The sequence below is a fragment of the Paraburkholderia sp. GAS199 genome, from assembly GCF_050436585.1.
Taxonomy (GTDB): domain Bacteria; phylum Pseudomonadota; class Gammaproteobacteria; order Burkholderiales; family Burkholderiaceae; genus Paraburkholderia.
In genome coordinates, this window is sequence record NZ_JBNDMM010000003.1 from 171895 (window position 1) to 196579 (window position 24685).

Annotated in this window: 21 protein-coding genes; 19 read left to right on the plus strand and 2 right to left on the minus strand. The window is 63.9% G+C overall.

Annotated elements, in window-relative coordinates; genetic code table 11:
• Positions 1-133: 133 nt before the first annotated feature.
• Complete coding sequence (locus tag P3T18_RS12445) at positions 134-343, minus strand: hypothetical protein (protein ID WP_429300230.1); 210 nt, start codon at positions 341-343, stop codon at positions 134-136.
• A gap of 20 nt (positions 344-363) precedes the next feature.
• Between P3T18_RS12445 and P3T18_RS12450 the strand changes: the two genes are divergently transcribed.
• The 8 genes from P3T18_RS12450 (at position 364) to hutG (ending at position 11640) form a co-directional block, all read left to right on the plus strand.
• Positions 364-3837 (plus strand): DUF2126 domain-containing protein, encoded by a 3474-nt coding sequence (locus tag P3T18_RS12450; RefSeq protein WP_429300231.1) that lies wholly within the window; start codon positions 364-366, stop codon positions 3835-3837.
• A 29-nt stretch (positions 3838-3866) separates the two neighbouring features.
• On the plus strand, positions 3867-6518 hold the full coding sequence (locus tag P3T18_RS12455; RefSeq protein WP_429300232.1) for a circularly permuted type 2 ATP-grasp protein: 2652 nt from the start codon (positions 3867-3869) through the stop codon (positions 6516-6518).
• A complete protein-coding gene (locus tag P3T18_RS12460; RefSeq protein ID WP_429300233.1) occupies positions 6515-7411 on the plus strand; it encodes a transglutaminase family protein in 897 nt (298 codons plus the stop codon). Before P3T18_RS12455 ends, P3T18_RS12460 begins: the two co-directional genes overlap by 4 nt.
• A gap of 149 nt (positions 7412-7560) precedes the next feature.
• Positions 7561-8310 (plus strand): IclR family transcriptional regulator, encoded by a 750-nt coding sequence (locus P3T18_RS12465; RefSeq protein WP_429300234.1) that lies wholly within the window; start codon positions 7561-7563, stop codon positions 8308-8310.
• A 141-nt stretch (positions 8311-8451) separates the two neighbouring features.
• A complete protein-coding gene (locus P3T18_RS12470) occupies positions 8452-9207 on the plus strand; it encodes a transporter substrate-binding domain-containing protein (RefSeq protein WP_429300235.1) in 756 nt (251 codons plus the stop codon).
• A gap of 26 nt (positions 9208-9233) precedes the next feature.
• Entirely contained in the window at positions 9234-9902 is a 669-nt protein-coding gene (locus P3T18_RS12475) for an amino acid ABC transporter permease (protein WP_429300236.1), read from the plus strand.
• Complete coding sequence (locus P3T18_RS12480; protein ID WP_429300237.1) at positions 9899-10669, plus strand: amino acid ABC transporter ATP-binding protein; 771 nt, start codon at positions 9899-9901, stop codon at positions 10667-10669. Before P3T18_RS12475 ends, P3T18_RS12480 begins: the two co-directional genes overlap by 4 nt.
• Positions 10666-11640, plus strand: a complete 975-nt coding sequence (gene hutG, locus P3T18_RS12485) for a formimidoylglutamase (protein ID WP_429300238.1) — start codon at positions 10666-10668, stop codon at positions 11638-11640. The genes P3T18_RS12480 and hutG overlap by 4 nt, the downstream gene beginning before the upstream one ends.
• 80 nt (positions 11641-11720) lie before the next feature.
• On the opposite strand, the gene P3T18_RS12490 is transcribed toward hutG, so the two are convergent.
• Positions 11721-13325 (minus strand): DUF2957 domain-containing protein, encoded by a 1605-nt coding sequence (locus P3T18_RS12490; RefSeq protein ID WP_429301079.1) that lies wholly within the window; start codon positions 13323-13325, stop codon positions 11721-11723.
• A 655-nt stretch (positions 13326-13980) separates the two neighbouring features.
• Between P3T18_RS12490 and P3T18_RS12495 the strand changes: the two genes are divergently transcribed.
• From P3T18_RS12495 to P3T18_RS12545, 11 genes are all read left to right on the plus strand, one after another.
• A complete protein-coding gene (locus tag P3T18_RS12495; protein ID WP_429300239.1) occupies positions 13981-14403 on the plus strand; it encodes a MarR family winged helix-turn-helix transcriptional regulator in 423 nt (140 codons plus the stop codon).
• Positions 14404-14497: 94 nt separating this feature from the next.
• The gene (locus P3T18_RS12500) at positions 14498-14920 is read left to right on the plus strand and encodes a MarR family winged helix-turn-helix transcriptional regulator (RefSeq protein ID WP_429300240.1); all 423 of its coding nucleotides are present in this window, start codon (positions 14498-14500) and stop codon (positions 14918-14920) included.
• 85 nt (positions 14921-15005) lie between these two features.
• Positions 15006-16109 carry an HlyD family secretion protein gene (locus P3T18_RS12505; protein WP_429300241.1) on the plus strand — a complete coding sequence of 368 codons (1104 nt, stop codon included), beginning with the start codon at positions 15006-15008 and terminating at the stop codon, positions 16107-16109.
• Positions 16106-17677: a DHA2 family efflux MFS transporter permease subunit gene (locus P3T18_RS12510; RefSeq protein WP_429300242.1), complete on the plus strand. Its 1572-nt coding sequence runs from the start codon at positions 16106-16108 to the stop codon at positions 17675-17677. Before P3T18_RS12505 ends, P3T18_RS12510 begins: the two co-directional genes overlap by 4 nt.
• A 22-nt stretch (positions 17678-17699) precedes the next feature.
• On the plus strand, positions 17700-19130 hold the full coding sequence (locus P3T18_RS12515) for an efflux transporter outer membrane subunit (RefSeq protein WP_429300243.1): 1431 nt from the start codon (positions 17700-17702) through the stop codon (positions 19128-19130).
• A 49-nt stretch (positions 19131-19179) separates the two neighbouring features.
• On the plus strand, positions 19180-20364 hold the full coding sequence (locus P3T18_RS12520) for a thiolase family protein (protein WP_429300244.1): 1185 nt from the start codon (positions 19180-19182) through the stop codon (positions 20362-20364).
• Positions 20365-20490: 126 nt separating this feature from the next.
• Positions 20491-21768, plus strand: coding sequence for a NupC/NupG family nucleoside CNT transporter (locus tag P3T18_RS12525; protein WP_429300245.1), 1278 nt, complete (start codon positions 20491-20493; stop codon positions 21766-21768).
• A gap of 14 nt (positions 21769-21782) precedes the next feature.
• The gene (locus P3T18_RS12530) at positions 21783-22172 is read left to right on the plus strand and encodes a cytidine deaminase (RefSeq protein ID WP_429300246.1); all 390 of its coding nucleotides are present in this window, start codon (positions 21783-21785) and stop codon (positions 22170-22172) included.
• Entirely contained in the window at positions 22169-23152 is a 984-nt protein-coding gene (locus tag P3T18_RS12535; protein ID WP_429300247.1) for a nucleoside hydrolase, read from the plus strand. Before P3T18_RS12530 ends, P3T18_RS12535 begins: the two co-directional genes overlap by 4 nt.
• A 191-nt stretch (positions 23153-23343) precedes the next feature.
• Positions 23344-24279: a 2-dehydropantoate 2-reductase gene (gene panE / locus P3T18_RS12540; protein WP_429300248.1), complete on the plus strand. Its 936-nt coding sequence runs from the start codon at positions 23344-23346 to the stop codon at positions 24277-24279.
• Positions 24280-24334: 55 nt separating this feature from the next.
• Positions 24335-24631 carry a hypothetical protein gene (locus tag P3T18_RS12545; protein WP_429300249.1) on the plus strand — a complete coding sequence of 99 codons (297 nt, stop codon included), beginning with the start codon at positions 24335-24337 and terminating at the stop codon, positions 24629-24631.
• Positions 24632-24685 lie beyond the last annotated feature (54 nt).

The following is a 24685-nucleotide window of genomic DNA, read 5'->3' on the forward strand; positions in this document are numbered from 1 at the left end:
AGCGCGGCAAAAACGTGACCTGCAGCGCGGACGGCGTCTGCGCGCCGTCGGCTCGCGTTTTATGCCGCTTGAGCGTTGGCGGGAACGACGGGATGCCGCAAGCTTCATGCCGCATTTGCCAGACGTCACTGGTTTAACGCACATTACGTGCATGATCGTGCATGGGCTCTGCGCTGCTTTGGTGCGCGGGGCTGGAAAAGCCGATAGAAAGGCGCGTGGTTCGATCGACCGGACGGTCGGCCAGGCGCCGGAACTTCGCAACAGACAGCAATCCGGGGAATACGGGCGGTTCAAGCGGTTTTTTAATCAACGGCATGAAGCTTGCTTTTTGGCGGGCTGCCATCCTTAGTCCAGGAGTCCGGTGTGTCCATTCGCGTCGCCTTGAATCACGTCACACATTACCGCTACGACAGGCTGGTTTCGCTGTCGCCCCAGGTCGTGCGGCTCAGGCCCGCGCCGCATTGCAGGACGCCGATTCTGTCGTATTCGATGCGGGTCGAACCGGTCGAGCATTTCATCAACTGGCAGCAGGACGCGTTCGCCAACTACCAGGCGCGCCTCGTGTTCCCGCAGAAAACGCGCGAGTTCAAGGTCACGGTCGATCTGGTCGCCGAAATGGCGGTCTATAACCCGTTCGACTTCTTTCTCGAACCGTCCGCCGAGCAGTTTCCCTTCGACTACGCGCCGGGTCTCGCGCTCGAACTCGCGCCGTACCGCGTCAAGCGGCCAATGACGCCGCGCTTCGCCGAGTTCGTCGCCAGCATCGATCGCACGCCGCACGCCACCGCCGACTTTCTCGTCGCGCTGAATCAGCGTTTGCAACGCGAGATCCGCTATCTGATCCGGATGGAGCCCGGCGTGCAGACGCCGGAAGAGACGCTGGTGAACGCGTCCGGCTCGTGCCGCGACTCGGGCTGGCTGCTGGTCGAAACGCTCCGGCAACTCGGGCTCGCGGCCCGCTTCGTGTCGGGTTATCTGCTGCAACTCGCGCCCGACACCAAGTCCATCGACGGCCCGAGCGGCACCGAAGTCGACTTCACCGATCTGCACGCGTGGTGCGAGGTCTATCTGCCGGGCGCGGGCTGGATCGGTCTCGACCCGACTTCCGGACTGCTGGCCGGCGAGGGGCATATTCCGGTGGCTTGTACGCCGGAACCCGGCAGCGCCGCGCCGATCTCGGGCGCGGTGGACGAGTCCGAGGTGGAGTTCGAGCACACCATGTCGATCGAGCGGGTGCTGGAGACGCCGCGCGTCACCAAGCCGTTCACCGAAGCCGTGTGGAACGACGTGCTGAAGATGGGCGAGCAGGTCGACCGGCAACTCGCCGAGATGGACGTGCGCCTGACCATGGGTGGCGAACCGACCTTCGTTTCGGTGCGCGACCGCGACGCCGCCGAATGGAACACCGACGCGCTCGGCCCGACCAAGCGCGGCTACGCCGTCGCGCTGATGGAAAAGCTGCGCGCCCGGTACGGCGCGAACGGTTTCCTGCACATCGGCCAGGGCAAGTGGTATCCGGGCGAGCAGTTGCCGCGCTGGGCCATGTCGCTCTACTGGCGCGCCGACGGCGAGCCGTGCTGGCAGGACCCCACGCTGTTCGCCGACGAACGCGAGCCCGGCACCTACACCGCCGCCGACGCGCAACGCTTCCTCGCGCATCTGGCGGGCAAGCTCTCGCTGGATGAAGACTGCATCCAGCCCGGCTACGAAGACGTCTGGTATTACCTGTGGCGCGAGCGTCGTCTGCCGGTCAACGTCGATCCGTTCGACGCGCGTCTGGACGACGAGCTGGAACGTGTGCGTCTGCGGCGGGTGTTCGACGCCGGCCTCGGCGGCGCGACCGGCTACGTGCTGCCGCTCGCGCGCGAACGCGACGTGCCCAACGAAGCGCCGAAGTGGGTCAGCGGCCGCTGGTTCTTCCGCGACGAACGCATGTATCTGATTCCCGGCGACTCGCCGATGGGATATCGCCTGCCGCTCGACTCGCTGCCGTGGGTCTCGAAGACCGACTACCCGTATCAGCACGCCCACGACCCGTTCGCGCCGCCCGTGCCGTTGCGCCCAGCCGCCCAGTTGCGCATGCAGTACGAAGGCGAGTCGCGCACCATGAACGCGGCGGAAGCACGCCGCGCGGCGGCGTTGTCCTCGTCCGCGGCGGATCTGCTGAGCGGCATGGCCGGCAGCGGCGCCGTGGCGTTCGCGCCGCAGACGGCCGGCGACCGGCCGCCGGCGCGCGGCCAGTCGTCGCGCGAAACCTTGCGCACGGCGATCTGCGTGGAAGCACGCGACCCGAAACGCGCGGCCGGTCCGAAGGCCGAGACCGACGCGTTCGGCAGCGGCCGCACGCTGTTGCACGTATTCATGCCGCCGCTCACCGAACTCGACGACTACCTCGATCTGCTTGCCGCGCTCGAAGCGACCGCCGCGGAGTTGCGCATGCAGATCGTGCTCGAAGGTTATCCGCCGCCGCGCGATCCGCGTCTGAAGATTTTGCAGGTGACGCCGGACCCCGGCGTGATCGAAGTCAACATTCATCCGGCGTCGAACTGGGAGCAACTGGTCGACAACACGGAATACCTGTATCAGTCCGCGGCGGAGAGTTATCTCAGCAGCGAGAAGTTCATGACCGACGGGCGCCACACCGGCACGGGCGGCGGCAATCACTTCGTACTCGGCGGCGCGACGCCGGCCGACAGTCCGTTTCTGCGCCGGCCCGATCTGCTCGCGAGCCTGATTGCTTACTGGCATAACCATCCGTCGCTGTCGTATCTGTTCTCCGGGCTTTTCATCGGCCCGACCAGTCAGGCGCCGCGCGTGGACGAAGCGCGCAACGATCAGGTGTACGAACTCGAAGTGGCGTTCCGCGAGTTGCAGCGGCAGATCGATCTGCTCGGCGGACGCGAAAGCGCCAACCTGCCGGCGTGGATGATCGACCGCTCGTTGCGCAATATCCTGATCGACGTGACCGGCAACACGCACCGCGCCGAGTTCTGTATCGACAAGCTGTATTCGCCCGACGGACCGACCGGCCGTCTCGGTCTGCTCGAATTGCGCGGCTTCGAAATGCCGCCGCATGCGCGCATGAGTCTCGTGCAGCAACTGCTGCTGCGCGCGCTGGTGGCGCGCTTCTGGGAGACGCCTTATACCCAGCGGCTCACGCGTTGGGGCACCGAGTTGCACGACCGTTTCCTGCTCGGCACCTTCATCAGGATGGATTTCGACGACGTGCTCGGCGAACTGAAGCAGGCCGGCTTCGCGTTCGATAGCAGCTGGTTCGCGCCGCACTTCGAATTCCGTTTCCCGCTGGTCGGCGCCACGACGGTGAACGGCGTCGCGCTGACGATCCGCAACGCGCTCGAACCGTGGCACGTGATGGGTGAAGAAGGCTCGGCGGGCGGCACGGTGCGTTACGTGGATTCGTCGGTGGAGCGGCTCGAGGTGCATGCGCTCGGGCTGAACGGCAACCGTCACGTGCTGACGGTCAACGGCGTGCCGGTGCCGCTGCAACCGACCGGGCGCGTCAGCGAATACGTGGCCGGCGTGCGCTTTCGCGCGTGGTCGCAGCCGTCCGCGTTGCATCCGACCATCGGCGTGGACGCGCCGCTCACTTTCGACCTGGTCGATACATGGACTGGGCGCTCGGTCGGCGGATGCCAGTATCATGTCGCTCATCCGGGCGGGCGCAACTACGAGACCTTCCCGGTCAACGCCTACGAGGCGGAAAGCCGGCGGCGCGCGCGTTTCTTCGCGTCGGGTCATACGCCGGGTCCGCTCACGGCGGATGCGCCGCAGCGCAGCCTGGAGTTTCCTTTCACGCTCGATCTGCGCTACTGGTAAGCCCAGCACACACTTAAAACGACACGACCTTGGCCTTTCAATCGACTTTTCCCTTCGAAACGTCCGCCGCGCGGGCGGACGCTTCGTCCCTGTTGCGGCTGTTGCCGCCTTACGAGGGACACTGGGACGAGTTACGCGACGCCTCCGGCGCGCTGCGCGAACCGTGGCGGCAATTCTTCGAGCGGCTCGGCGAAGACGGCATCGCGCGGCTGGAACACAACCGGGCCTCGGTCGCCCAGCAGATCCGCGACAACGACATCAGCTACAACGTCTACGCGGACAACGGCGAGCCCCGTCCGTGGGCGCTCGATCTGCTGCCGTTTCTGATCAGCGAAGACGAATGGGCGCACATCGAGCGCGGCGTGATGCAGCGTGCGCATCTGCTCAACGCGATCGTCGCCGATATTTACGGGCCGCAAACCCTGCTCGAGCGCGGGCAACTGCCGCCCGCGCTGGTGTTCGGTCATCCGGGTTATCTGCGCTCGGTGAAGGGCTATACGCCGCCGGGCAGTCAGTATCTGCAAGTGGTGGCCGTAGACCTGGCGCGCACGCCCAACGGCGACTGGACCGTGATGGCGCATCGCACCGGCGCGCCGTCGGGTCTCGGCTACGCGCTCGAAAATCGCCTGATCGTCTCCACGCTATTCGCCGATCCGTTTCGCGCGTTGCGCGTGAGCCGGCTCGCGCCCACTTATTCGCAACTCATCGCAACCCTCGTGCAGGCCGCGCAGTCCACCATGCGGCACGACAAGGCGGGAGCCGACGGGTCGCCGCATATCGCGCTGCTCACGCCCGGCCCGTTCAGCGAGACCTATTTCGAGCACGTATTTCTGGCGCGCTATCTCGGCGTGACGCTGGTGGAAGGCAAAGACCTGACCGTGCGCGACGACATGCTGTATCTGAAGACGCTCGCCGGGCTGGAACGGGTTCACGTGGTGTTGCGCCGTCTGGACGACGCGTTCTGCGATCCGGTCGAATTGCGCGCCGATTCGAGCATCGGCGTGCCGGGTTTGTTGCAGGTGATGCGTGCGGGTAACGTGATCGTCTCGAACGTGCCGGGCTCGGGCTTCGTCGAATCTCCCGCGTTGCACGGCTTCTTGCCGGGCATCGCCGAAGTGTTGCTCGACGAAGACCTCGTATTGCCGAGCGTGGCCACCTGGTGGTGCGGCGAGAAGGCCGCGCGTAATCACGCATTTGCGCGGCTGGACGAAGCCTTCATCGTACCGACATGGCCGGTTGCGCCGCGCGACGCGCCGCCCGGCATCGAGCAGGGACGCCAGCGGCTCGCCGCATGGCGCGAGCGTATCGAGGCCATGCCCGACGCTTATACGATCCAGCAGGCGCAGCGCTTTTCGTGCACGCCGCGTTACGAAGAAGGCACGATCGGGCGCCGTCCGTCGGTGCTGCGCGTCTACGCGATCGCCGACATGAACGGCGGCTGGCACGTCATGCCCGGCGGCTTCACGCGCATGGCGGCCGAGCGTCAGACGACCGTGTCGATGCAGTTCGGCGGCAGCAGTGTCGATACGTGGGTGTTGTCGAGTCAGCCCACCTCGACCTTCACCTTGCTGCCTTCGCCCATGAAGCCCGCCGACCTCGCGCGCAAACACCGCACGGTGTCGAGCCGCGCGGCGGAAAACCTGTACTGGGCCGGACGTTACGGCGAGCGCGCCGAGAACAACGTGCGCTTGCTGCGTCTGATTCTCGGCTCGCTCGAAGGCAGCGACGCCGACGCGATGTTTGCCACGCTGGTGGAACTCGCCACGCATTGCGGCCTCGTGCAATACGGCGACCTCTTTTCGCCGCACTCGCCGCAGGCGTTCGAACGCGCGCTGGTCGGCAACCTGAGCGAGAGCACGGGGGCGGCGAGCATCGGTCAGAACCTGCAATGCCAGGCGCGCTCGAATGGCGAGGTGCGCGGGCGTTTGTCGAACGACCACTGGCGCACCATTCTGGCGTCGCGCAACGACTTCCGTGACGCGTTGCAAACCCTGATGCCGGCCGCCGGCGCGAATGGCGCGAACGGCAACGGCAATGGCCGTTACGAACGTGGCGAGCGCGGCGAACGTAGCGACCGGTATGACCGTTACGATCGCGTCACGCTGATGAGCGCGCTTGAGCGTTTGTCGGTGCAACTCTCGGCGATCAGCGGCGCGCAAGGCGATCGCATGACGCGCGACGAAGCGTGGCGTCTGCTGTTCGTCGGCCGTCATATCGAGCGCGTGTCGACGATGACCTCGTTCCTGCGTGTCGTGGCCGACAAAGGTCAACTCGCTACGCCGGCTGGATTCGATCTGCTGCTGCAACTGTTCGACAGCACGTTGACTTATCGCTCGCTGTATCCGGGCCGTTTCGAAGTGCCGGCGTTGCTCGATCTGCTGGTGATCGAGCCGACCAATCCGCGCGGCATTTACGGCGTGTACGACCGCTTGCGCAAGAAGCTCGATGAAATCGCGGTGGCGGCGGGCAGCACGCGGCATCGTCCGTTTGCGGAACTCATGCCGCCCGCCGCCTCATTGCCGACGCTCGAAGCCTTGTGCGAGGTCGACGAAAGCGGCACGTACGCGAACCTGATTGCGGTCTGCGACCAGATCAACGGCTTCGTCGGTGCGGCGGCGCACGAGATCAGCGCGCGCTATTTCAGCCATGCCAGTACCGTGGCCTCGCAGGTGTGGTCATGAAGGGCGCGCCGACCGTGTTGTCCGTCTCGCATCGCACCACGTATCGCTATTCGACGTACGTGGAAACCGCGCAGCATCTCGCGACGATCCGACCGATTGCGTGTGCCTGGCAGCGCGTGGTCTCGCACAGCGAAGCGATCGAGCCGAAGCCGTCGTATATGAACAGCCGCATGGACGCGTTCGGCAACGACGTACTGTATTTCGCGCTCGATATGCCGCACGAACGCCTGCAACTCGTGAGCGAAACCACGGTGGCGCTCACGCCGCGCTGGACCGATCTCGATCCCGAGTCGACGCCTGCGTGGGAAGAGGTGGCGGCCGAATCGCGTTTCTGGGTCGGCGGGGAGTTTCGTCCGGAAGTGGAGTTCTGCTTCGCGTCGCCGAACATCGTGCCGCGCCCGTCGCTGCGTGCCTATGCGTTGCCGAGTTTTCGACCGGGCATGCCGATCGCCGCGGGCGCAATCGATCTGATGCACCGCATTCACGAAGACTTCGCCTACAAACCTTCCGCGACCATGTTCGACACGCCCGCCGAGCGCGCCTTCGAACTGAAGAGCGGCGTGTGCCAGGACTTCGCGCAGGTGATGATCGGCTGTTTGCGCTCGCTGGGTTTGCCGGCGCGCTATGTGAGCGGTTATCTGCGTAACGACCCGCCGCCGGGACAGCCGCGACTGATCGGCGCCGACGCGTCGCATGCGTGGGTCTCGGTGCATTGTCCGGGCAGCGGCTGGATCGACCTCGATCCGACCAACGACGTACTGGCCGACCTCGACCACGTCACGCTCGCGATCGGCCGCGATTACAGCGACGTGTCGCTGTTGCGCGGAATGATCCTCGGCGGCGGCGCGCATCGGGTGGAGGTGGGCGTGACGGTGCTGGCGCTCGACACCTGAGCAGGCACGCGTCCGCTCCTTCCCGCCGTCCTTCCTTCAAAACGGGGAAAACCCTCTCCCTTCATTCCCACTCAGCGGGAATCCGATTTTTGAAATTTGAGAATCTTCTGGCATTCTGATTCCGTTACTCATCGTGGGCAGTATTCATCGTGAACGCGGAACAGAACGTGACAGGGGCCGAACGGGTGTTGCTCGTGCTGGCGGCGCTTGCCAGTCACGGCAAGGCGATGTCCGTCAGGGACCTGCTCGCCGTTACCGGCCTCGCGCAAAGCACGCTGTACCGCCAGATCGCCTTGCTCAAGCGCTGGGGTTTCGTCGCTGAAAACGCGGGACATTACGCGCCGGGGCCGATCAGCCTGCAGCTGGCGCTTGGCTTCGACGTGAATTCACTGCTCGTCGAAGCGAGCCGCGAGGAAATGCAGCAACTGGCGCATGCGTCGCAGGAAAGCATCGGCCTGGTGGTGGCGGTCAAGCAGCAGGTGATGTGTCTGGAAATGGTGGACAGCCGGCACTCGCTGCGCTGCTCGTTCGAAAAGGGCCGCGCCGTGCCGCTCAAAGCCGGCGCTTCGGCCAAATCGTTGCTCGCGTTCATGGCCGAGAAAGCGCGCGTCGAAGTGCTCGACAGCCTGTTCGACAACGATGCCGCCGGCCGCGCCGCGATCGAAGCCGAACTGGAACAGATTCGCCATCAGGGCTATGCCGTGAGCGATAGTGAGGTGGATTCAGGCGTGTGGGGCGTGAGTGCGCCCATCTTTCATCGCAACGCGCGCACGGCGGGCAGCAGCGCGTCGATCACGCTGATGGCGCCTTCCACGCGGGCCATTGGCCGCGAAAACCAGTTCATCGACGGGACGCTACGTACGGCCCGCGCCATTTCCGAGCGAATGCAAACCGATTGACCCGGCATGTCCCCGATAATCGACGTGCCGGTTCGATACGGATTCCGAACTAAAAATCATCCTGACCCGACCGACCCGACTTACTCGAAGTAGTTAATCGAAGTACCTAAACGAACTTAACGAAGCGCAAGGAGCCCTCCCATGAAACTGAACAAGCTGCTGTCTCTCGCCTGCGTCGCTGCTACGCTCACGTTTGCCGGTTTTTCCGGTGCCGCATCCGCGCAAACCGACGACGTGCTGAATGTCGCCACCGACGCGACCTTCCCGCCAATGGAATTCACCGAAAACGGAGCACGCACCGGCTTCGACGTGGACGTGATGAACGCGCTCGCGAAGGCGATGGGCAAACGCGTGCAATGGACCGACATCGACTTCAAAGGCCTGATTCCCGGCCTGATCGCGCATCGCTTCGACGCGGCGATCTCCGGCATCTACATCACCGACGAACGCGCGAAAGTGGTCGACTTCACGGACTCGTACTACGCGGGCGGCCTCGTCGTGCTGGTGAAAAGCGATTCGCCGATCAAGTCGGTCGCGGATCTGAACGGCAAGAAAGTCTCGGTGCAGGTCGGCACGAAGTCGGTCAATTTCCTGCGTGACAACTTCCCGCAAATCAATCGCGTGGAAGTCGAGAAGAATCAGGAAATGTTCGATCTGGTCGGCATTGGCCGCGCGGACGCCGCCGTGACCGGCAAGCCGGCTGCCTATCAGCTGGTCAGGACGCGCGGCGGTTTCCGCGTGCTCGACAAGCCGCTCACGACGGAAGCGTATGGCATTGCCGTGCGTAAGGACGAACCGCAACTGAAGACTGCATTCAACACGGCGCTGGCGAAGATCAAGGCCGACGGCACCTACGCGGCGCTCGTGAAGAAGTGGTTCGGCGCGACCGCGCAATAAAGTACTGACCGTCTGGACTCGACACAATGGAACTCGATTTTTCGCCGGTGGTGGCCGGCTTGCCGGACATCCTGCACGGCGCGGTGACGACGGTCGAAGTGACCGCCGCATCGCTCGCGCTCAGTTGCGTGCTGGGTCTGCTGATCGGCATCGGCCGGCTCACGCCGCAACGGCGCATCGTCTACGGTTTGTGCACGGCCTACCTGACGTTTTTCCGCGGCACGCCGTTGCTCGTGCAACTGTTCCTGCTGTTCTTCGGCTTGCCGCAATTCGGCATTCTGTTGCCCGCATTCGTGTGCGGGATGCTGGGGCTCGGGCTCTATTCCGCGGCGTATGTGTCGGAAATCGTGCGCGGAGCGATTCAATCCGTGGATCGCGGGCAGATGGAGGCGGCTCGCTCGATCGGCATGTCGTCGGGGCAGGCCATGCGCGCCATCATTTTGCCGCAGGCCATCGTGCGCATGATTCCGCCGCTCGGCAACGAGTTCATTGCGTTGATCAAGAACTCGGCACTGGTGTCGCTGTTGACGATCGACGACCTGATGCATGAAGGTCAAAAGATCATCAGCGTGTCGTATCGCTCGCTCGAAGTGTATCTGGCTATCGCGCTGGTTTATCTGGTGTTGACGCAGGCGACCAATTACGCGCTGCATCGCGTGGAGCGTCGTTTGCGCGCAGGAGGAATGGTGCAATGAATACCGTGGTCAATGAGCCTATCGTCAGCATTCGCGGGCTGACCAAATCGTTCGGCACGCATACCGTGCTCAACGGAATCGACTTCGACATCCAGCCGCAGCAGGTAGTGGTGGTGATCGGACCCAGCGGCTCCGGCAAGAGCACTTTTCTGCGCTGCTGCAACGGCCTCGAACAGGCGGAAGGCGGCACGATCGATATCTGCGGACACCGGCTGGTCGATCAGGGAACGATGCTCAAGGAGCGCTCGCTCAACGAATTGCGCACCGAAGTCGGCATGGTGTTTCAGTCTTTCAATCTATTCCCGCATCTGTCGGTGCTGCATAACATCACGGTTGGTCCGCGGATGCTGCGCGGCGCGAGCAAGGCGCAGGCCGAAGCGGCCGCACTCGCGCTGCTGGAAAAAGTCGGCCTCGCGCACAAGGCGCATGTGATGCCGGCGAGTCTGTCGGGTGGTCAGAAGCAGCGTGTGGCGATCGCGCGCGCGTTGGCGATGCAGCCGCGCGTGATGCTGTTCGACGAGCCGACATCCGCGCTCGATCCCGAACTGGTGGGCGAAGTGTTGCAAGTGATGAAACTGCTCGCGAGTGAAGGCATGACGATGGTCGTCGTCACGCACGAAATGGGCTTTGCCAAAGAAGTGGCCGACGTGGTGGTGGTCATGGACGGCGGTGTGATCGTCGAAGCCGGGCCGCCCGCCGAGATTTTCTCCGCGCCGTCGCAGCCGCGTACGCGGGCATTCCTGCAGGCGGTGTTGTCGCGCGCATGAGAGTTCCATTCGACGAGAAAGTATGGGCGGGCCGTATCGACGACGGCGAGCCCGGCGACACGCGGCGTATCTTCAATCAGGTCAGGCCGTTCGAAGGTGGTCCGGCTCACTTCACTGAACAGAACGATGGTGCCGGCGCGATGCCGGTGATCGTCGGTTTCGGTTCCGACGAAGGTGTGCGGCGCAATCAGGGGCGCGTTGGCGCGGCGCATGCGCCGAAGGAATTGCGTCGTGTACTGGCGGGTCTGCCCGCCAAAACGTCGATCACGTCGCTCGCCGACGTGGGCGATGTGGTCTGCGACGATGGCGATCTCGAAGGCGCACAGGCGGAACTGGCAGACGTCGTGAGCGGCGTGCTTGCGCGTGGTGGACGACCGCTGGTGTTCGGCGGCGGTCACGAGGTGGCGTGGGGGACGTATAGCGGTTTGCGTCTGCATCAGGATCGCGTGGGCGAAGCGGCAGACCGCAAGTTGCTGATCGTCAATTTCGACGCGCATTTCGATCTGCGTCAGAAGCGGCCGGCAAATTCGGGTACGCCGTTCGATCAGATCGCGAACGATTGCGCGACGCGTGGCGTGCCGTTCAACTACGCCTGTTTCGGTATCAGCGATCTCGGCAATACGGCGTCGCTATTTGCGCATGCCGAAGCGCTCGGCGTGCATTATGTGCTGGACACCGGCATGCAGGAGCCGCAATTGCCGCAGCGTTTGCACGAACTGCAGCAATTGATCGATGCCGCCGACGACGTCTATCTGACCATCGATCTCGACGTGCTGCCCGCCGCGACCGCGCCGGGCGTGTCGGCGCCCGCGGCGCTCGGCGTGCCGTTGTCGGTGGTCGAAGCGATGGTGTTGCGCGTGCGGGCATCGGGCAAATTGCGCGCGGCGGATATCGCCGAATACAACCCGGCGCTCGATCAGGACAAACGCACGGCGCGGGCCGCGGCGCGTCTCGCGTACCGGTTGCTTTAGGCCGGCGCGCTGCGCCCGTCGCATGAAAAACGGCTCGCCGGATTGCTCCGGCGAGCCGTTCTGTTTTGCGCGAAGCCGTGCTACTGCACGAACGCGCCGATGGAGAGGAACGGGTTCACCTTGCTGACGTTATTGGCCGGATCGTAGGTGGTGTACTGCGTGTTCACGCCGTTCATCAGCACGCCGTACACCGGACCGACCTGCACCATCACGCCCGTGTCGCCGGCCTTGAAGATCGGCGTATTGCCCGACAGAAAGTCCTTGTTGGCCGTCACGTTGACGAGACCGGGTTGCGTCTGCGTGAAGTCGAGACTGAAGTTCGTGGACACCGCCGACGTGAACGGATTCAGCAAGGCCGCCGTCGGACTCTGGAACAGGGTGGCGCCGTAGTTCACGCCGGCATCGAGCGATGCGCTGGCATCGAGACACGCGCCGGCCGACGGATAGATCGTCTGTCCGTTGACCAGTGTCGCAAACGAGCTTTGTCCCTGATACGCGACCACGCCGCAGGCCGACGCGCTATTCGCTCCGATATAGCCGCCCTTCAGCGCGGTCGGCGCGATGGTGGTGGCCGGCGCGAGCAGCGAGATGCCGAGCTGGTCGTCGAGCACGTTGGCGAGCAGATTGCTCGCGTCCGTGTGGGCATAACCCACGCGAATGACGACCGGCACCAGTTGATTGTTTACCTTGCCGACGATCATGATGCCGTGCGCCTGATTCTGCGTAATCGCGAGTTGCAGCACGTTGGTGCCGACAACCGGATAGTTGAGACTCGCCGGCACCGAACTCGTGAAGACGTTATCCGGCGTGCCGTCGGTATTGCTGCGCAAGGTCCAGGGCATGCCGGTGGAAATGCACGAGTACTTCGACGAATCCGGCGTACAGGTGCCGTCGGCGTTGAAGGTTTCGCTCGCCTGGATCGCGTCGGGCTCCCAGCCGGCCATCGTCGCGCCATTCGAACTCTGCGACACCGTGCCTTCCGGCGTGACGCGAAAACCGAGTTCGTTGTACTTGCCCGCTACCTGGGTGAAGTCCGTCACCGTCTGGCTGAAGCCGAGGAACGGATAGGAGTCGAAAGTGCGGGACGGCACAGTGCCGATAAACAGGCCGGGCACCAGTTCGAGGCCGTCGTACTGGATCGTCGCGCCCGGAATGCCGCCGCCGATGATGCCCTGACCGACGAACAGCATCGGCGGGTCCTGCGGATTGATGGTGACGTGGTAAGTGCCGTCCGCCGTCGCGCCGTTCTTCAGCATGATCGCGCAGCGGGTCTGCTCGGCGGTCGGCAGCGCGAGTGCGCCGTTCGGATTGTCGTAGTCGCCGATGATGGTCATGCCGGCGCGCGTGTCGTTCACCTGACCCGCCGAGGTCGGCACTGCGGACTCGACGAAGGTCATCTGGTATTGCTTTTTCGTCGAGTCGAATTTGACCTTGATGTACTCGCCGCTGCCCGAACCGCCGGTGTAGGTGGTCGAATAGTCGAGCGTATCGGGGCAGAGTTTGGCCACCGTGACCGGCGTGCCGGCCGGCTGTCCCTGCGCCGGACAACTGCTGCCCGAACATTGCGGCACGGCCACCGCGGCCGGGTCGTCCGCCTTGCCGCCGCCGCATGCCGCGAGCAGGACCGGCAACGCCAGCGCGCCGATTATCAGGGCGGCGTGATGGCCGCCGCGCAGTTTAAACATCATGGTGTGTCTCCTCGAGTCGTCTTTCGTTTTCTAATCGACGTCAATCGATCTAAACCGCGCGTCGTACAGAGCGACAGCAGGCATTGGCATAAAGCCATTCCCAACTATTTCCCAACTATTAAGCAGATCTAGTCGGGCGCGCGATATCCCGTTTAATGGATATCGCGCTATCTGCGGCGGTTCTCTCAGTATGTTTCGGTGCAAGCAAACGGGAATAAGCGCCAATGGACGCGTCGCGCGTCGGATCACGAAGCGCGGCGGCCTTTCACGCGTGACGGGCTAAAGCTCAGGTAATTCGAAGCAGCGCGCAAAGAGCGCGATAGTCGCTTAGCCGGAAAATCGAAACGGCTTCTGCAATCCGGATGGCGGATCGAGTGGCCTTCGTCATGGAGGGCATTATGTCTCCTGCTTGTTATTAGATTTAATGCGTCGGCTGAACATTAAGCCGCTACTGCGGACTTGTATATAGTGGCACTAATCCAAACCCGAGACGGCGGTCGCGTCATTGCGCGGCGGGGCTTCCGGCAATATTTCAAACGCACGTATGTATGGATGGAGCATTCGGAACAGCCGGGCACCGGTTGCGTGGTCGTCGACAAGCCGCATCAACGAAAACTTGACTCTGTGCGTATGCACATATAGACTGCACTTCATGAGCCGTCCTCTCTCCTACGACGAATGCAACTGTTTCGCGCTGCGCCAGGCGGCGCGGCACGTCACGCAGATCTATGAGCGCCATCTCGGGCAGGTCGGGTTGACGGCCGCGCAGTTCACGATTCTCGCCAAGCTCGCGCGAACGCCTAACCTGGCCATGGCCGACCTGGCCGACGCCATGGTCATGGAGCGCACCACGCTGGTCCGCGCGCTCAAACCGCTGCAGCGTGACGGTCTGGTGGTCGCCGAACCGGCGGAACACGACGGCCGCACGTTTCTGTTCAGTCTGACGGAGCAGGGCGAAGCAACCTTCGATCAGGCCGCCGTGGCATGGCGTGCCGCTCAGGACGAGTTCGAAGAAAAGTTTGGCCGTGCGCGCGCCAAGGCGCTGCGCTCGGAGCTGTTCGGCATCACGGGTTAGTGAAAGCGCAAACTCGCTTCGGCGAGTTTTTTCACACTTGATTGTGTGCATACGCACTCTCAGTTATTGGCACTGTCGACAAGGAAGCGCAGCGATGGAAGCATTTTTCGACGACGACTGCTTTGCAATCCGCCAGGCTGCTCGTTACGTCTCCCAACTCTACGATCGTCATCTGGCCAATGTTGGGCTGACCATCACGCAGTTTTCGCTGATGGCCCGTCTCAAACGCATCGGCCCGCTCACCATGAAGCAACTCGCCGAGGCGATGCGCATGCAGCGCACGACGCTGGTTCGCACGATCCAGCCGCTGCGGCGCAACGGTCTCATCACGAGCGAGGCTCTTGGCGCAGACGCACGCGCCCTGTCCATTTCGATCACGCCCGCCGGCGAAGCGCTTCTGAATGCCGGCCGGCAGCACTGGTATGCGGCGCAAGCCGAGTTCGAACACCGTTTCGGCGAACAACGGGCCGCGGCATTACGCACCGAGTTGTTCGACATGACCAAAGATTCTGCTTGAATCGGGTCCGCACGAAGCGGATCACAGCCGGCGCGCCTCGCGCTTTTTTTTCAGCTTAACGAGTGCATACGCACATCTGACTACCATGTCCACTACACCTTCTACCATCGCGCCGCCCAGCGCGGCCAACACGTCGAAGCCGGCGCGACGCATTCCATGGATGCTGCTCGCGGTTCTCGCGGTGATCGTCGCGCTCGCACTGGCGGCTTCGTACTGGTTCTTCGTCGGCCGCTTCGTCGAGACTACCGACGACGCCTACGTGGGCGGCGACGTGACCGTGATGGCGCCGAAGGTCAACGGCTTCGTCACCGACGTGCTGGTGCGCGACAACCAGTTCGTCCACGCGAATCAGGTGCTGGTGAAACTCGATGCGCGCGATTACGACGCGCGGCTCGCCCAGGCGAGCGCGGAAGTGCAGAGTGCGCAGGCTGCGATCACCGAGTTGCAGGCCAAGAAGTCCTTGCAACTCGCGACCATCAACGAGCAGGCCGCCGAAGTTCGCGCATCCGGCGCGGAGTTGACGCGAAGCGCCGCCGACCAGACGCGCTATCGCGAACTGGTGAAAGACGACGCCGTGTCCAATCAGGTCGTGGAGCGCGCGGACGCCGATCTGACCAAGGCGCACGCCGCCGTCGAGCGCAGCGGCGCGGCGCTGATCGCGGCGCAGCGCCAGATTGCCGTGCTCGACGCGCAGATCGGCGACGCGCAGGCGCGTATCGCCACTGCGCAGGCCGCGGAACGCGTCGCGGCGCTGAACGTGGAATACACCACGATCCGCTCGCCGATCGACGGCTACGTGGGCAATCGTACAGCGCGCGTCGGACTGCTCGCCAATACCGGCGTTTCTCTGTTGACGGTCGTGCCGTCGAGCGGCTTGTGGGTCGATGCCAATTTCAAGGAAGACCAGTTGAAGAAGATGCGCGTGGGCGACAGCGTCGATGTCGATCTCGATGCATCGAGCAAGCGTCTTCACGGTGTCGTCGAAAGTCTGGCACCCGCAACCGGCGCGACTTTCAGCGTACTGCCGGCGGAAAACGCGACCGGCAACTTCACGAAGATCGTGCAACGGGTGCCGGTGCGTGTTCGCCTCGATGTGCCGAAGGACATGCAAGGCGTGCTGCGTCCCGGTCTGTCGGCGACTGTGAAGGTGCATCTCGACGCAAGCGCAAACGGTCAGGCACGATCATGACTCAGGTCCTCGCCAATCCCGCGGATCTGCCGATCCGCACGCGGGTGCTTGCTTTTTCGCTGATGTGCCTCGGCTTTTTCATGGCGACACTCGATATCCAGATCGTCGCCTCGTCGCTCAAGGACATCGGCGGCGGGTTGTCCGCGAGTCAGGACGAACTCTCGTGGGTGCAGACCGCGTATCTGATCGCGGAAATTCTCGTGATTCCGATGTCCGGCTGGCTCACGCGAGTCTTTTCGACGCGCTGGGTGTTCGCGTTTTCCGCGCTCGGCTTTACCGTCACGAGCATGTTGTGCGGCCTCGCATGGGACATCAACTCGATGATCCTGTTTCGCGGTTTGCAAGGCGCGCTCGGCGCCGCGATGATCCCGACCGTGTTCACGACCGCCTTCGTGCTGTTCCCCGGCAAGCAGCGCCTGATTGCCTCCACCACGATCAGCGCGCTCGCCACGCTTGCGCCCACGGTCGGCCCGGTGATCGGCGGCTGGATCACGTCGCAATGGTCGTGGCACTGGCTGTTCTATCTGAACCTCGTGCCGGGCGTCGCCGTCACGCTGATGGTGCCGAAATACGTGCATTTCGATAACGTCGATCTCTCGCTCATCAAGAAGGGTGACTACCTCGGCATTCTGTTGATGTCGGGCTTTCTCGGCTGCCTCGAATACGTGCTGGAAGAAGGGCCGCGCAAGAACTGGTTCGGCGACGACGTGATCCTCACCTGCACGTGGATCGCGGCTATCTGCGGCTTTCTGTTCATCGTGCACGCCTTCACCGCGAAAGAGCCGATCGTCGACTTGCGCGCGTTGGCGATCCGCAACTTCGGGATCGGCAGTCTGCTGTCTTTCATCACCGGCATCGGCATCTTCTGTGCGGTGTTTCTCACGCCGGTTTTTCTCTCCCGCGTGCGGGGTTTCGATTCCTTGCAGATCGGTGTGGCGTTGCTGTCGGTCGGCTGTTTCCAGCTGGTCGCCATGGTGGCGTATTCGCTGGTCGCGCGTTTCATCGACATGCGCATTCTGCTCGTGTTCGGCCTCGTGCTGTTCGGTGTCGGCTGTTATCTGTATGTGCCGCTGACCAACCAGTGGGGCTGGCAGGAGTTGCTGATTCCGCAGGCCTTGCGCGGCATCGGCCAGCAGTTCTGCATTCCGCCCATCGTCACGATGGCGCTCGGTTCGTTGCCGATGTCGAGGCTGCGTTCCGCCAGCGGTCTTTTCAATCTGATGCGCAACCTTGGCGGCGCAATCGGCATTGCGGTGAGCAGCACCATGCTCAACGACCGCCTGAACCTGCACTACGAACGTCTGGATGAACATCTGAACGTGGGACGCCCCGTCGTCGAATCGGTTTTGCAGCAGCAGAGCGCGCATTTCGCCGCAGTCGGCGGCGACATGCTCAACGCGGCAAACGCGGGCCTGGGTGAACTGCACGCGCTGCTCATGCGCGAAGCACTCGTGCTCACGTTCTCGGACACGTTCTTCGCGCTGTCGCTCTGTTTCCTGGTGGGTCTGCTGAGCGTGATGTTCTCGCGTCCATTCGGCAATACCGCGCCGCCGCCCGACGCGCATTGAAAAGATAGAAAGGGAAACCGGAATGAAACCGATCGTTATGAAGCTTTTCGCCAGCGCCGCCTTGCTGACGCTCGCGGCCTGTGCGGTGCAGCCCGAAACGCACGCGAATCTGCCGCAGACGGTGCAAAGCGTCGCGCCCCAGCAATGGAGTGTGGACGCACCGAAAGACGCCGTGAACGCCGACGCATGGTGGACGCAATTCGGCGACCCCGTCATGCACGAATTGATCGAGTCGGTGCTGACCGGCAATCTCGACGTGCAAGCCGCCGTGGAACGCGTGAAGCAGGCGCAAGATCTCGCGACGCAAAATCGCGCGGCCTTGCTGCCCGAACTGAACGCCAATGCCGGCGCTTCCGACTCGCGTCAGAACACGCCGCCGCCGCTCGGCTATGTGCGTCAGGCGGGTTTTGGCTTGAGCGCCAGCTGGACGCCCGATGTATTCGGCGGCGAACGGCTTGCCGTGCTGGCGGCGCAGGCGCAAGTGTCGGGACGTCAGGCAGCGCTGAATCAGGTGCGTCTCGCGCTCGCGGCTAACACTGCGGCGGCGTACATCGATTTGCGATGGGCCCAGTCGCAACTGCAGATTCTCAACGACAACGAGCAGATCCGCGCGCGCGCACTGAAACTCACGCAGCAACGGCTGCATTACGGCCTGTCGACGCAACTCGACGTGGCACGGGCGCAGAATCAGTTGCAGGATTTGCAGGCGCAGATTCCACGCATGCAATCCATCGTGCAGCATCAACTCAGTCTGATTGCGGTGTATTCGGGCCGCACGCCGGAAAGCGTGGACAAGCTGCTGCTTGCCGACGCTCGCGAGATTCCCGTGCCCGCACAGAGCGTGCCGCAGACCTTGCCGTCCGAAGCGCTGTTGCAACGTCCCGACGTGCGCACCGCTTACGCGACGGTCGAGCAGCGCGCGGCGGAGGTGGGCGTTTCCCGTGCGCAGCGCTATCCGCAATTCAGACTCAATCTCGCCGACGGTTTGCTCGCCTCGTCGTATCTCGGCCTGCCGACGCTCACCGACAACCTGTTCAGCGCGGCATTGAACGCCACCAGTCCGATCTTCAACGCCGGCCGCATCACCGCGAATATCGACGCGAGCGAAAGCCGCATGCGCGAATCGCAACTCGGTTTGCAGCAGACCATGTTGCAGGCGCTGAAAGAGATCGAGGACAACCGCAGCGACCTCGTGAACGGCGCGGTACAGGTGGGACGTCTCGGCGGCGCGCTGGATGCGTCTGGCCACGCCTTGCGTCTGTCGAGCGAACTGTACAAGGGCGGCGCGTCGAGCTTTCTCGATGTGCTCGACGCGCAGGAAGCCTATCTGCGCGACTCGGAATCGCTGAATCAGGCGCGGCGCGAACATGCGCTCGCGGCCGTGGCGCTGTACCGCTCGCTCGGCGGCGGCTGGGACGTGCCCGGCACGGTCACGGCGGCGTCGGCGAATTGAGGCGAATCGATACCGCGATAAACCCGCTAATCCAACCAGGAGATAAACGATGAGCAAGCGTGAAGTGGTGATCTGCAATCCGGTGAGAACGCCGATCGGCGCATTTGGCGGCTCGCTGAAAGAGGTGCCGGCAACCGATCTCGGCGCGGTTGCCGTGCGCGAAACGCTGCGCCGTAGCGCGCTCGATCCGGCCGCGTTGTCGTCGGTGGTGATGGGCAACGTGATTCAGGCCGGCAACCGGATGAATCCCGCGCGCCAGGCATCGGTCGGCGGTGGCGTGCCGGTAGCCGTGCCCGCGTTGACGGTCAATCGGGTGTGCGGCTCGGGTGCGCAGGCCATTGCCTCTGCGGCGCAGGAAATCTGGCTGGGTCTCGGCGACGCCGCCGTGGCGGGCGGCATGGAGAACATGGATCGCGCGCCTTATCTGTTCGACGGCGGCCGCTGGGGCGTGCGCATGGGCAACGCGCAGATGCACGACAGCCTGTTGCGCGACGGCCTGAACGACGCGTTTTCCGGTGAGCATTCGGGTTGGCATACCGAAGACCTCGTCGCGCAATTCGATCTCACGCGCGAATCGCAGGACCGTTGGGCCGCGCGCTCGCAACAGCGCTTCGCGCAAGCCCAGTCGCGTGGCGATTTCGACGCGGAGCTGATCGCCGTCGAAACGCCCGGACGCAAAGGACCGCAACCCTTCACACGCGACGAGCAGCCGCGTCCCGACACCACGCTCGAGACGCTCGCCAGATTGCGCCCGGCATTCCGTCCCGACGGCACCATCACGGCGGGCAACGCGCCGGGTCTGAACAGCGGCGCGGCCGCCATGCTGGTGGCCGAGCGTGGTTTCGCCGAGTCGCGCGGTATCGAACCGTTCGCGCGTCTCGCGGCATACGGCGTGGCGGCGGTCGAACCGGGTCTGTTCGGACTCGGACCGGTGCCGGCGGTTGAGATGGCGCTGGCGCGCGCGGGCTGGCAACTCGGCGAGGTGGAGCGCTTCGAGATCAACGAGGCGTTCGCCGCGGTGCCGCTTGCCGTGATGCGCCGACTCGGCATTGCCGAGGAACGCGTCAACGTGCAAGGCGGCGCCATTGCGCACGGTCATCCGATCGGCGCAACAGGTGCCGTGCTCACCACGCGCCTGTTGCACTCGATGCGCCGCGACGGTCTGAAGCGCGGCATCGTGACGTTGTGTATCGGCGGCGGGCAGGGCATCGCGCTGGCCCTGGAAATGCTCTGAGCGCAGTCGCGCAATACGATGGTGAATGCGCGGCGCATCGAACACGCGTCGCGCGTCATCTAAAGTTTTATTCCCGCCTGAGTTTCGTTTAGCATCACTGCCACATTCACAAGAACTTCGAGACACATGGCCCTGATCGCACGAAACCTGCTAGGTATCGCCGTACTGCTGCTCATCGCGTTCGCCTTTTCCACCAACCGCCGCGCGATTCGCTTACGAACCGTCGTCACCGCCTTGCTGGCGCAGATCGGTATCGGTGCCTTCATTCTCTTCGTGCCGCTTGGCAAGACGATCCTGGCCGCCGCGGCGTCGGGCGTCAATCACGTGCTCGGCTACGGCAACGCCGGCATCGAGTTCCTGTTCGGCGGACTCGTGCAGGCAAAAATGTTCCAGATCTTCGGCGACGGCGGCTTCGTGTTTGCGGTGCGCGTGCTGCCGGCCATCATCTTCGTGACGGCGCTGATTTCCGTGCTGTACTACATCGGCGTGATGCGCTGGATCGTGCTCGTGCTCGGCACGTTGTTCCAGAAACTGCTCGGCGTGTCGAAGCTCGAATCGTTTTCCGCCGTCACCACCATCTTTCTCGGACAAAGCGAAATGCCCGCCGTGGTCAAGCCGTTCATGCGCGACATGACGGGCGCGGAGTTGTTCGCGGTGATGTCGAGCGGCATGGCGGCGGTGGCCGGCTCGGTGCTCGCGGGTTACGCCGGGCTCGGCGTACGTATCGAGTATCTGCTCGCCGCTTCGTTCATGGCGGTGCCGGGCGGGCTGCTGTTCGCCAAGATCATTCACCCGACCACGGAGCCGAGCCGCGTGCAGCTGGAGAACCTCAGCTTCGACGAAAAACGTCCTGCCAACGTGATCGAGGCCGCGAGTTCCGGTGCCACCGTGGGCCTGAAAATCGCGGTGATGGTCGGCGCAATGCTGATCGCCTTCGTCGGATTGATTGCCTTGCTCAACGGCATCGTGGGCGGCATCGGCGGCTGGTTCGGTCATCCGCAACTGTCCATGCAATCCGTGCTCGGCGTGATCTTCGCGCCGCTGGCGTATCTGATCGGCGTGCCGTGGAACGAAGCGGCGCTGGCCGGCAACTTCCTCGGCCAGAAGATCATTCTTAACGAATTCGTCGCGTACGCATCGCTCTCGCCGTATCTGAAAGATGCTGCGAGCGTGAGCGCGGCCGGCCTGCAGGCGCTCGATCCGCGTACCATTGCGATTCTGTCGTTTGCGTTGTGCGGCTTCGCGAACTTCGCGTCGATCGCGGTGCTGACGGGCGGCTTTAGCGCCGTCGCGCCCGAACGCCGCGCCGAGGTCGCGCGCTACGGCTTGCGTGTGGTGCTCGCCGCGACGCTCTCGAATCTGATGAGCGCCACGATTGCGGGCATGTTCATCACACTGAATTGATGCGAGGATCGGCTATGAACATGGAACAACTGCTGGAACGCGCGGGTCTCGCGCGAGAAAAGGCCTATGCGCCCTATTCGAAATTCAAGGTCGGCGCCGCGCTGCTTACACGCGACGGCCAGGTCTTCGACGGCTGCAACGTCGAGAATGCTTCGTATGGTCTGTGCAATTGCGCGGAACGTACCGCGTTTTTCAGCGCCATCGCGGCGGGTTATCGGCGCGACCAGTTCGCGGCGCTCGCCGTGATCGGCGACACGGACGGCCCGATCTCGCCGTGCGGCGCGTGCCGTCAGGTGATTATCGAACTCGGCGGGCCGGATTTGCCGATTCGCCTCGGCAATCTGCATGGCCATACGCGCGACACCACGGCGCGTGATCAACTGCCGGACGCGTTCTATCTATGAGCCAGCACAAGGTCATTTACGACACCGACCCCGGCGTGGACGACGCCATGGCGCTGGTGTTCCAGGCGCTGCATCCGGATATCGAGCTGCTCGGCCTGACGAGCGTATTCGGCAATGCCACGATCGAGACCACCACGCGCAATGCGCTGTTCCTCACTAGCCGTTTCGCGCCGCATGTGCCGGTCGCGCAGGGCGCGGCCGCGCCGCTGGAACGCGCAGCGCCGCAACCGCTGGCGTGGATTCACGGCGACAACGGACTCGGTAACGTCGATCTCGGTTCGGCTGGCGAGCCGATCGCTTCGGCCACGCTCGACGCGCGGCCCGCGCATCGCTTCATCGTCGATACGGTGCGGGCGCATCCCGGCGAAGTCACGTTGATCGCCGTCGGCCCGCTGACCAATCTCGCGCTCGCGCTGGCCGACGATCCGCAGATCGCCACACTCGTTAAACAGGTGGTCATCATGGGCGGCGCATTCGGCGGCGACGGCGTGCTCGGCAACGTCACGCCCGCTGCCGAAGCCAACATTCTCGGCGACCCGCACGCCGCCGACATCGTGCTCGGCGCGGCGTGGCCGGTGGCGATCGTCGGGCTGGATGTCACGCAGCGCACCATCATGAGCCGCGATTATCTGGCGTCCATAGGCGAGCGCGGCGGCGCGGCCGGGCAATTCGTGTGGGACGTGTCGCGGCACTATGAAGCGTTTCACGAGCAGAGCGCGCAACTCACGGGCATCTACGTGCACGATTCGTCGGCGGTGGCGTACGTGCTCGCGCCGCATCTGTACACGACCCGCAGCGGTCCCGTGCGCGTGCTGACCGAGGGCATCGCGGTGGGGCAGACCATCCAGAAGCCGTCGACCATGCCGGTGCCCGCGCCGGACTGGGACAGCCGGCCGTCGTGCGAAGTCTGTATCGGCGTGGACGTGCAGGGCATGCTGGCGCTGTACGAAGCGACGTTGTGCGGCGCGAATCGCCATTGATCTTATGTAAGGGCTTTAACCGCGGTGCCGCCGTGTTGCACCGCGGCAGTCAGGCGGATGTGGAGGCGGGCAATCGTCGCCGATGTGTTCGGCGATTCTTTGCTACATTCTGCTGACGCACGGCGTCCGTGGCGCGAACCACGCGCGACGCGTAGTTGCAACGCGCGAGCAAATCTATCAAGAGGCAAACGATGCGAATTCTAGTTGTGGGAGCGGGCGCCGTGGGCGGCTACTTCGGCGGACGTCTCGCCGCCGCGGGTCAGGACGTCACTTTCCTGGTTCGTCCGGGTCGTGCGGAACAATTGCAGCGCGAAGGGCTCGTGATTCGCAGCCCGCGCGGCGATCTCACTTTGCCGGACGTGAAGACGATACTCGCCGGCGTAAGCGCCGAGCCGTTCGATCTCGTGCTGCTCAGCTGCAAAGCCTACAGCCTCGACGACGCCATCGATTCCTTCGCGCCGCTGGTCGGTGAATCGACCTCGATCCTGCCGATGCTCAACGGCATGCGCCATATCGACGTGCTGACCGAGAAGTTCGGCGCGTCGCGCGTACTGGGCGGCCAGTGCGTGATCGCGGCAACGCTCGACGCCAGCAAGCACATCGTGCATCTGAACGACATGCACGCCATCACTTTCGGCGAACTCGAAGGCGGCTCGTCCGAGCGCGTGGCGGCAATCGCCGAAGCGTTGAAAACCGCGAACTTCGATACGCTCGTCAGCGAAAAAATCCTGCTGCGCATGTGGGAAAAGTGGGTGTTCCTGGCCACATTGGCGGCCAGTACGTGCTTGATGCGCGGCGCGGTCGGCGATATTCTGGCTGCGCCGGACGGCAAACGCGTGATCGAAAATCTGCTGGGCGAATGCCGCGCGGTAGCCGAGAGCAAGGGTTTCACCATGGGACCGGACTTCGACGCGCGTGCCACGCAAACGCTGCTGACGCCGTCGCCGCTCACGGCGTCCATGTTGCGCGATGTCGAAAACCGCTCGCATACCGAGGCCGATCACATTCTCGGCGACCTGATCTCGCGCGGCGGCGACGCGCAGAAGGGCGAGCATGGCCTGTCGTTGCTGCGCATCGCCTATAGTCATCTGAAGACGTACGAAGCGCGGCTGACCCGCACGAACTGAGCCGGGCGCGCTGCGACGAAGATCGACGTTGCTGTCCAATGTCCGGAGGTGCAGCATGCGCAGTCCCGATGGGTCGGTGGCCGCACTCAGTTCCGCTTCGGCGACGATCTTCTCGATCGGCATCGTCTTTCTCGGCTACTGGGGGCTGTACGACACGGGCAAATGGCTGGTTTCCGACGTGGTGGTGTTCGTCTTCGCGCTGATCGGCTTTGCCTGCCTCGGCCTGGTCCCGTGGCTTGCCACGAGTCCGGTCGAAGCGGGCAGCGATTCGCGAATTCGCCTTGCGCGGCATCTGTTTCTGGCGGGCGCGGGGGGAATCTGGCTCGCCGTCGCGGTGTCGGTTATTTTCTGAGCCTTCCACGAACGCCTCGTCGGGCCAAAGATAAGGCGCCACGTTCGCTCGCGA

Excerpts from the sequence above, each read along its gene's own strand:
- P3T18_RS12505 (WP_429300241.1), top strand. The coding sequence starts at position 15,006 with ATGTCCACTACACCTTCTACCATCGCGCCGCCCAGCGCGGCCAACACG.
- P3T18_RS12515 (WP_429300243.1), top strand. The coding sequence starts at position 17,700 with ATGAAACCGATCGTTATGAAGCTTTTCGCCAGCGCCGCCTTGCTGACG.
- P3T18_RS12495 (WP_429300239.1), top strand. The coding sequence starts at position 13,981 with ATGAGCCGTCCTCTCTCCTACGACGAATGCAACTGTTTCGCGCTGCGC.
- hutG (WP_429300238.1), top strand. The coding sequence starts at position 10,666 with ATGAGAGTTCCATTCGACGAGAAAGTATGGGCGGGCCGTATCGACGAC.
- P3T18_RS12530 (WP_429300246.1), top strand. The coding sequence starts at position 21,783 with ATGAACATGGAACAACTGCTGGAACGCGCGGGTCTCGCGCGAGAAAAG.
- P3T18_RS12480 (WP_429300237.1), top strand. The coding sequence starts at position 9,899 with ATGAATACCGTGGTCAATGAGCCTATCGTCAGCATTCGCGGGCTGACC.
- P3T18_RS12525 (WP_429300245.1), top strand. The coding sequence starts at position 20,491 with ATGGCCCTGATCGCACGAAACCTGCTAGGTATCGCCGTACTGCTGCTC.
- P3T18_RS12475 (WP_429300236.1), top strand. The coding sequence starts at position 9,234 with ATGGAACTCGATTTTTCGCCGGTGGTGGCCGGCTTGCCGGACATCCTG.
- P3T18_RS12520 (WP_429300244.1), top strand. The coding sequence starts at position 19,180 with ATGAGCAAGCGTGAAGTGGTGATCTGCAATCCGGTGAGAACGCCGATC.
- P3T18_RS12470 (WP_429300235.1), top strand. The coding sequence starts at position 8,452 with ATGAAACTGAACAAGCTGCTGTCTCTCGCCTGCGTCGCTGCTACGCTC.
- P3T18_RS12535 (WP_429300247.1), top strand. The coding sequence starts at position 22,169 with ATGAGCCAGCACAAGGTCATTTACGACACCGACCCCGGCGTGGACGAC.
- P3T18_RS12510 (WP_429300242.1), top strand. The coding sequence starts at position 16,106 with ATGACTCAGGTCCTCGCCAATCCCGCGGATCTGCCGATCCGCACGCGG.
- panE (WP_429300248.1), top strand. The coding sequence starts at position 23,344 with ATGCGAATTCTAGTTGTGGGAGCGGGCGCCGTGGGCGGCTACTTCGGC.
- P3T18_RS12545 (WP_429300249.1), top strand. The coding sequence starts at position 24,335 with ATGCGCAGTCCCGATGGGTCGGTGGCCGCACTCAGTTCCGCTTCGGCG.
- P3T18_RS12490 (WP_429301079.1), bottom strand. The coding sequence starts at position 13,325 with ATGTTTAAACTGCGCGGCGGCCATCACGCCGCCCTGATAATCGGCGCG.
- P3T18_RS12460 (WP_429300233.1), top strand. The coding sequence starts at position 6,515 with ATGAAGGGCGCGCCGACCGTGTTGTCCGTCTCGCATCGCACCACGTAT.
- P3T18_RS12445 (WP_429300230.1), bottom strand. The coding sequence starts at position 343 with ATGGCAGCCCGCCAAAAAGCAAGCTTCATGCCGTTGATTAAAAAACCG.
- P3T18_RS12500 (WP_429300240.1), top strand. The coding sequence starts at position 14,498 with ATGGAAGCATTTTTCGACGACGACTGCTTTGCAATCCGCCAGGCTGCT.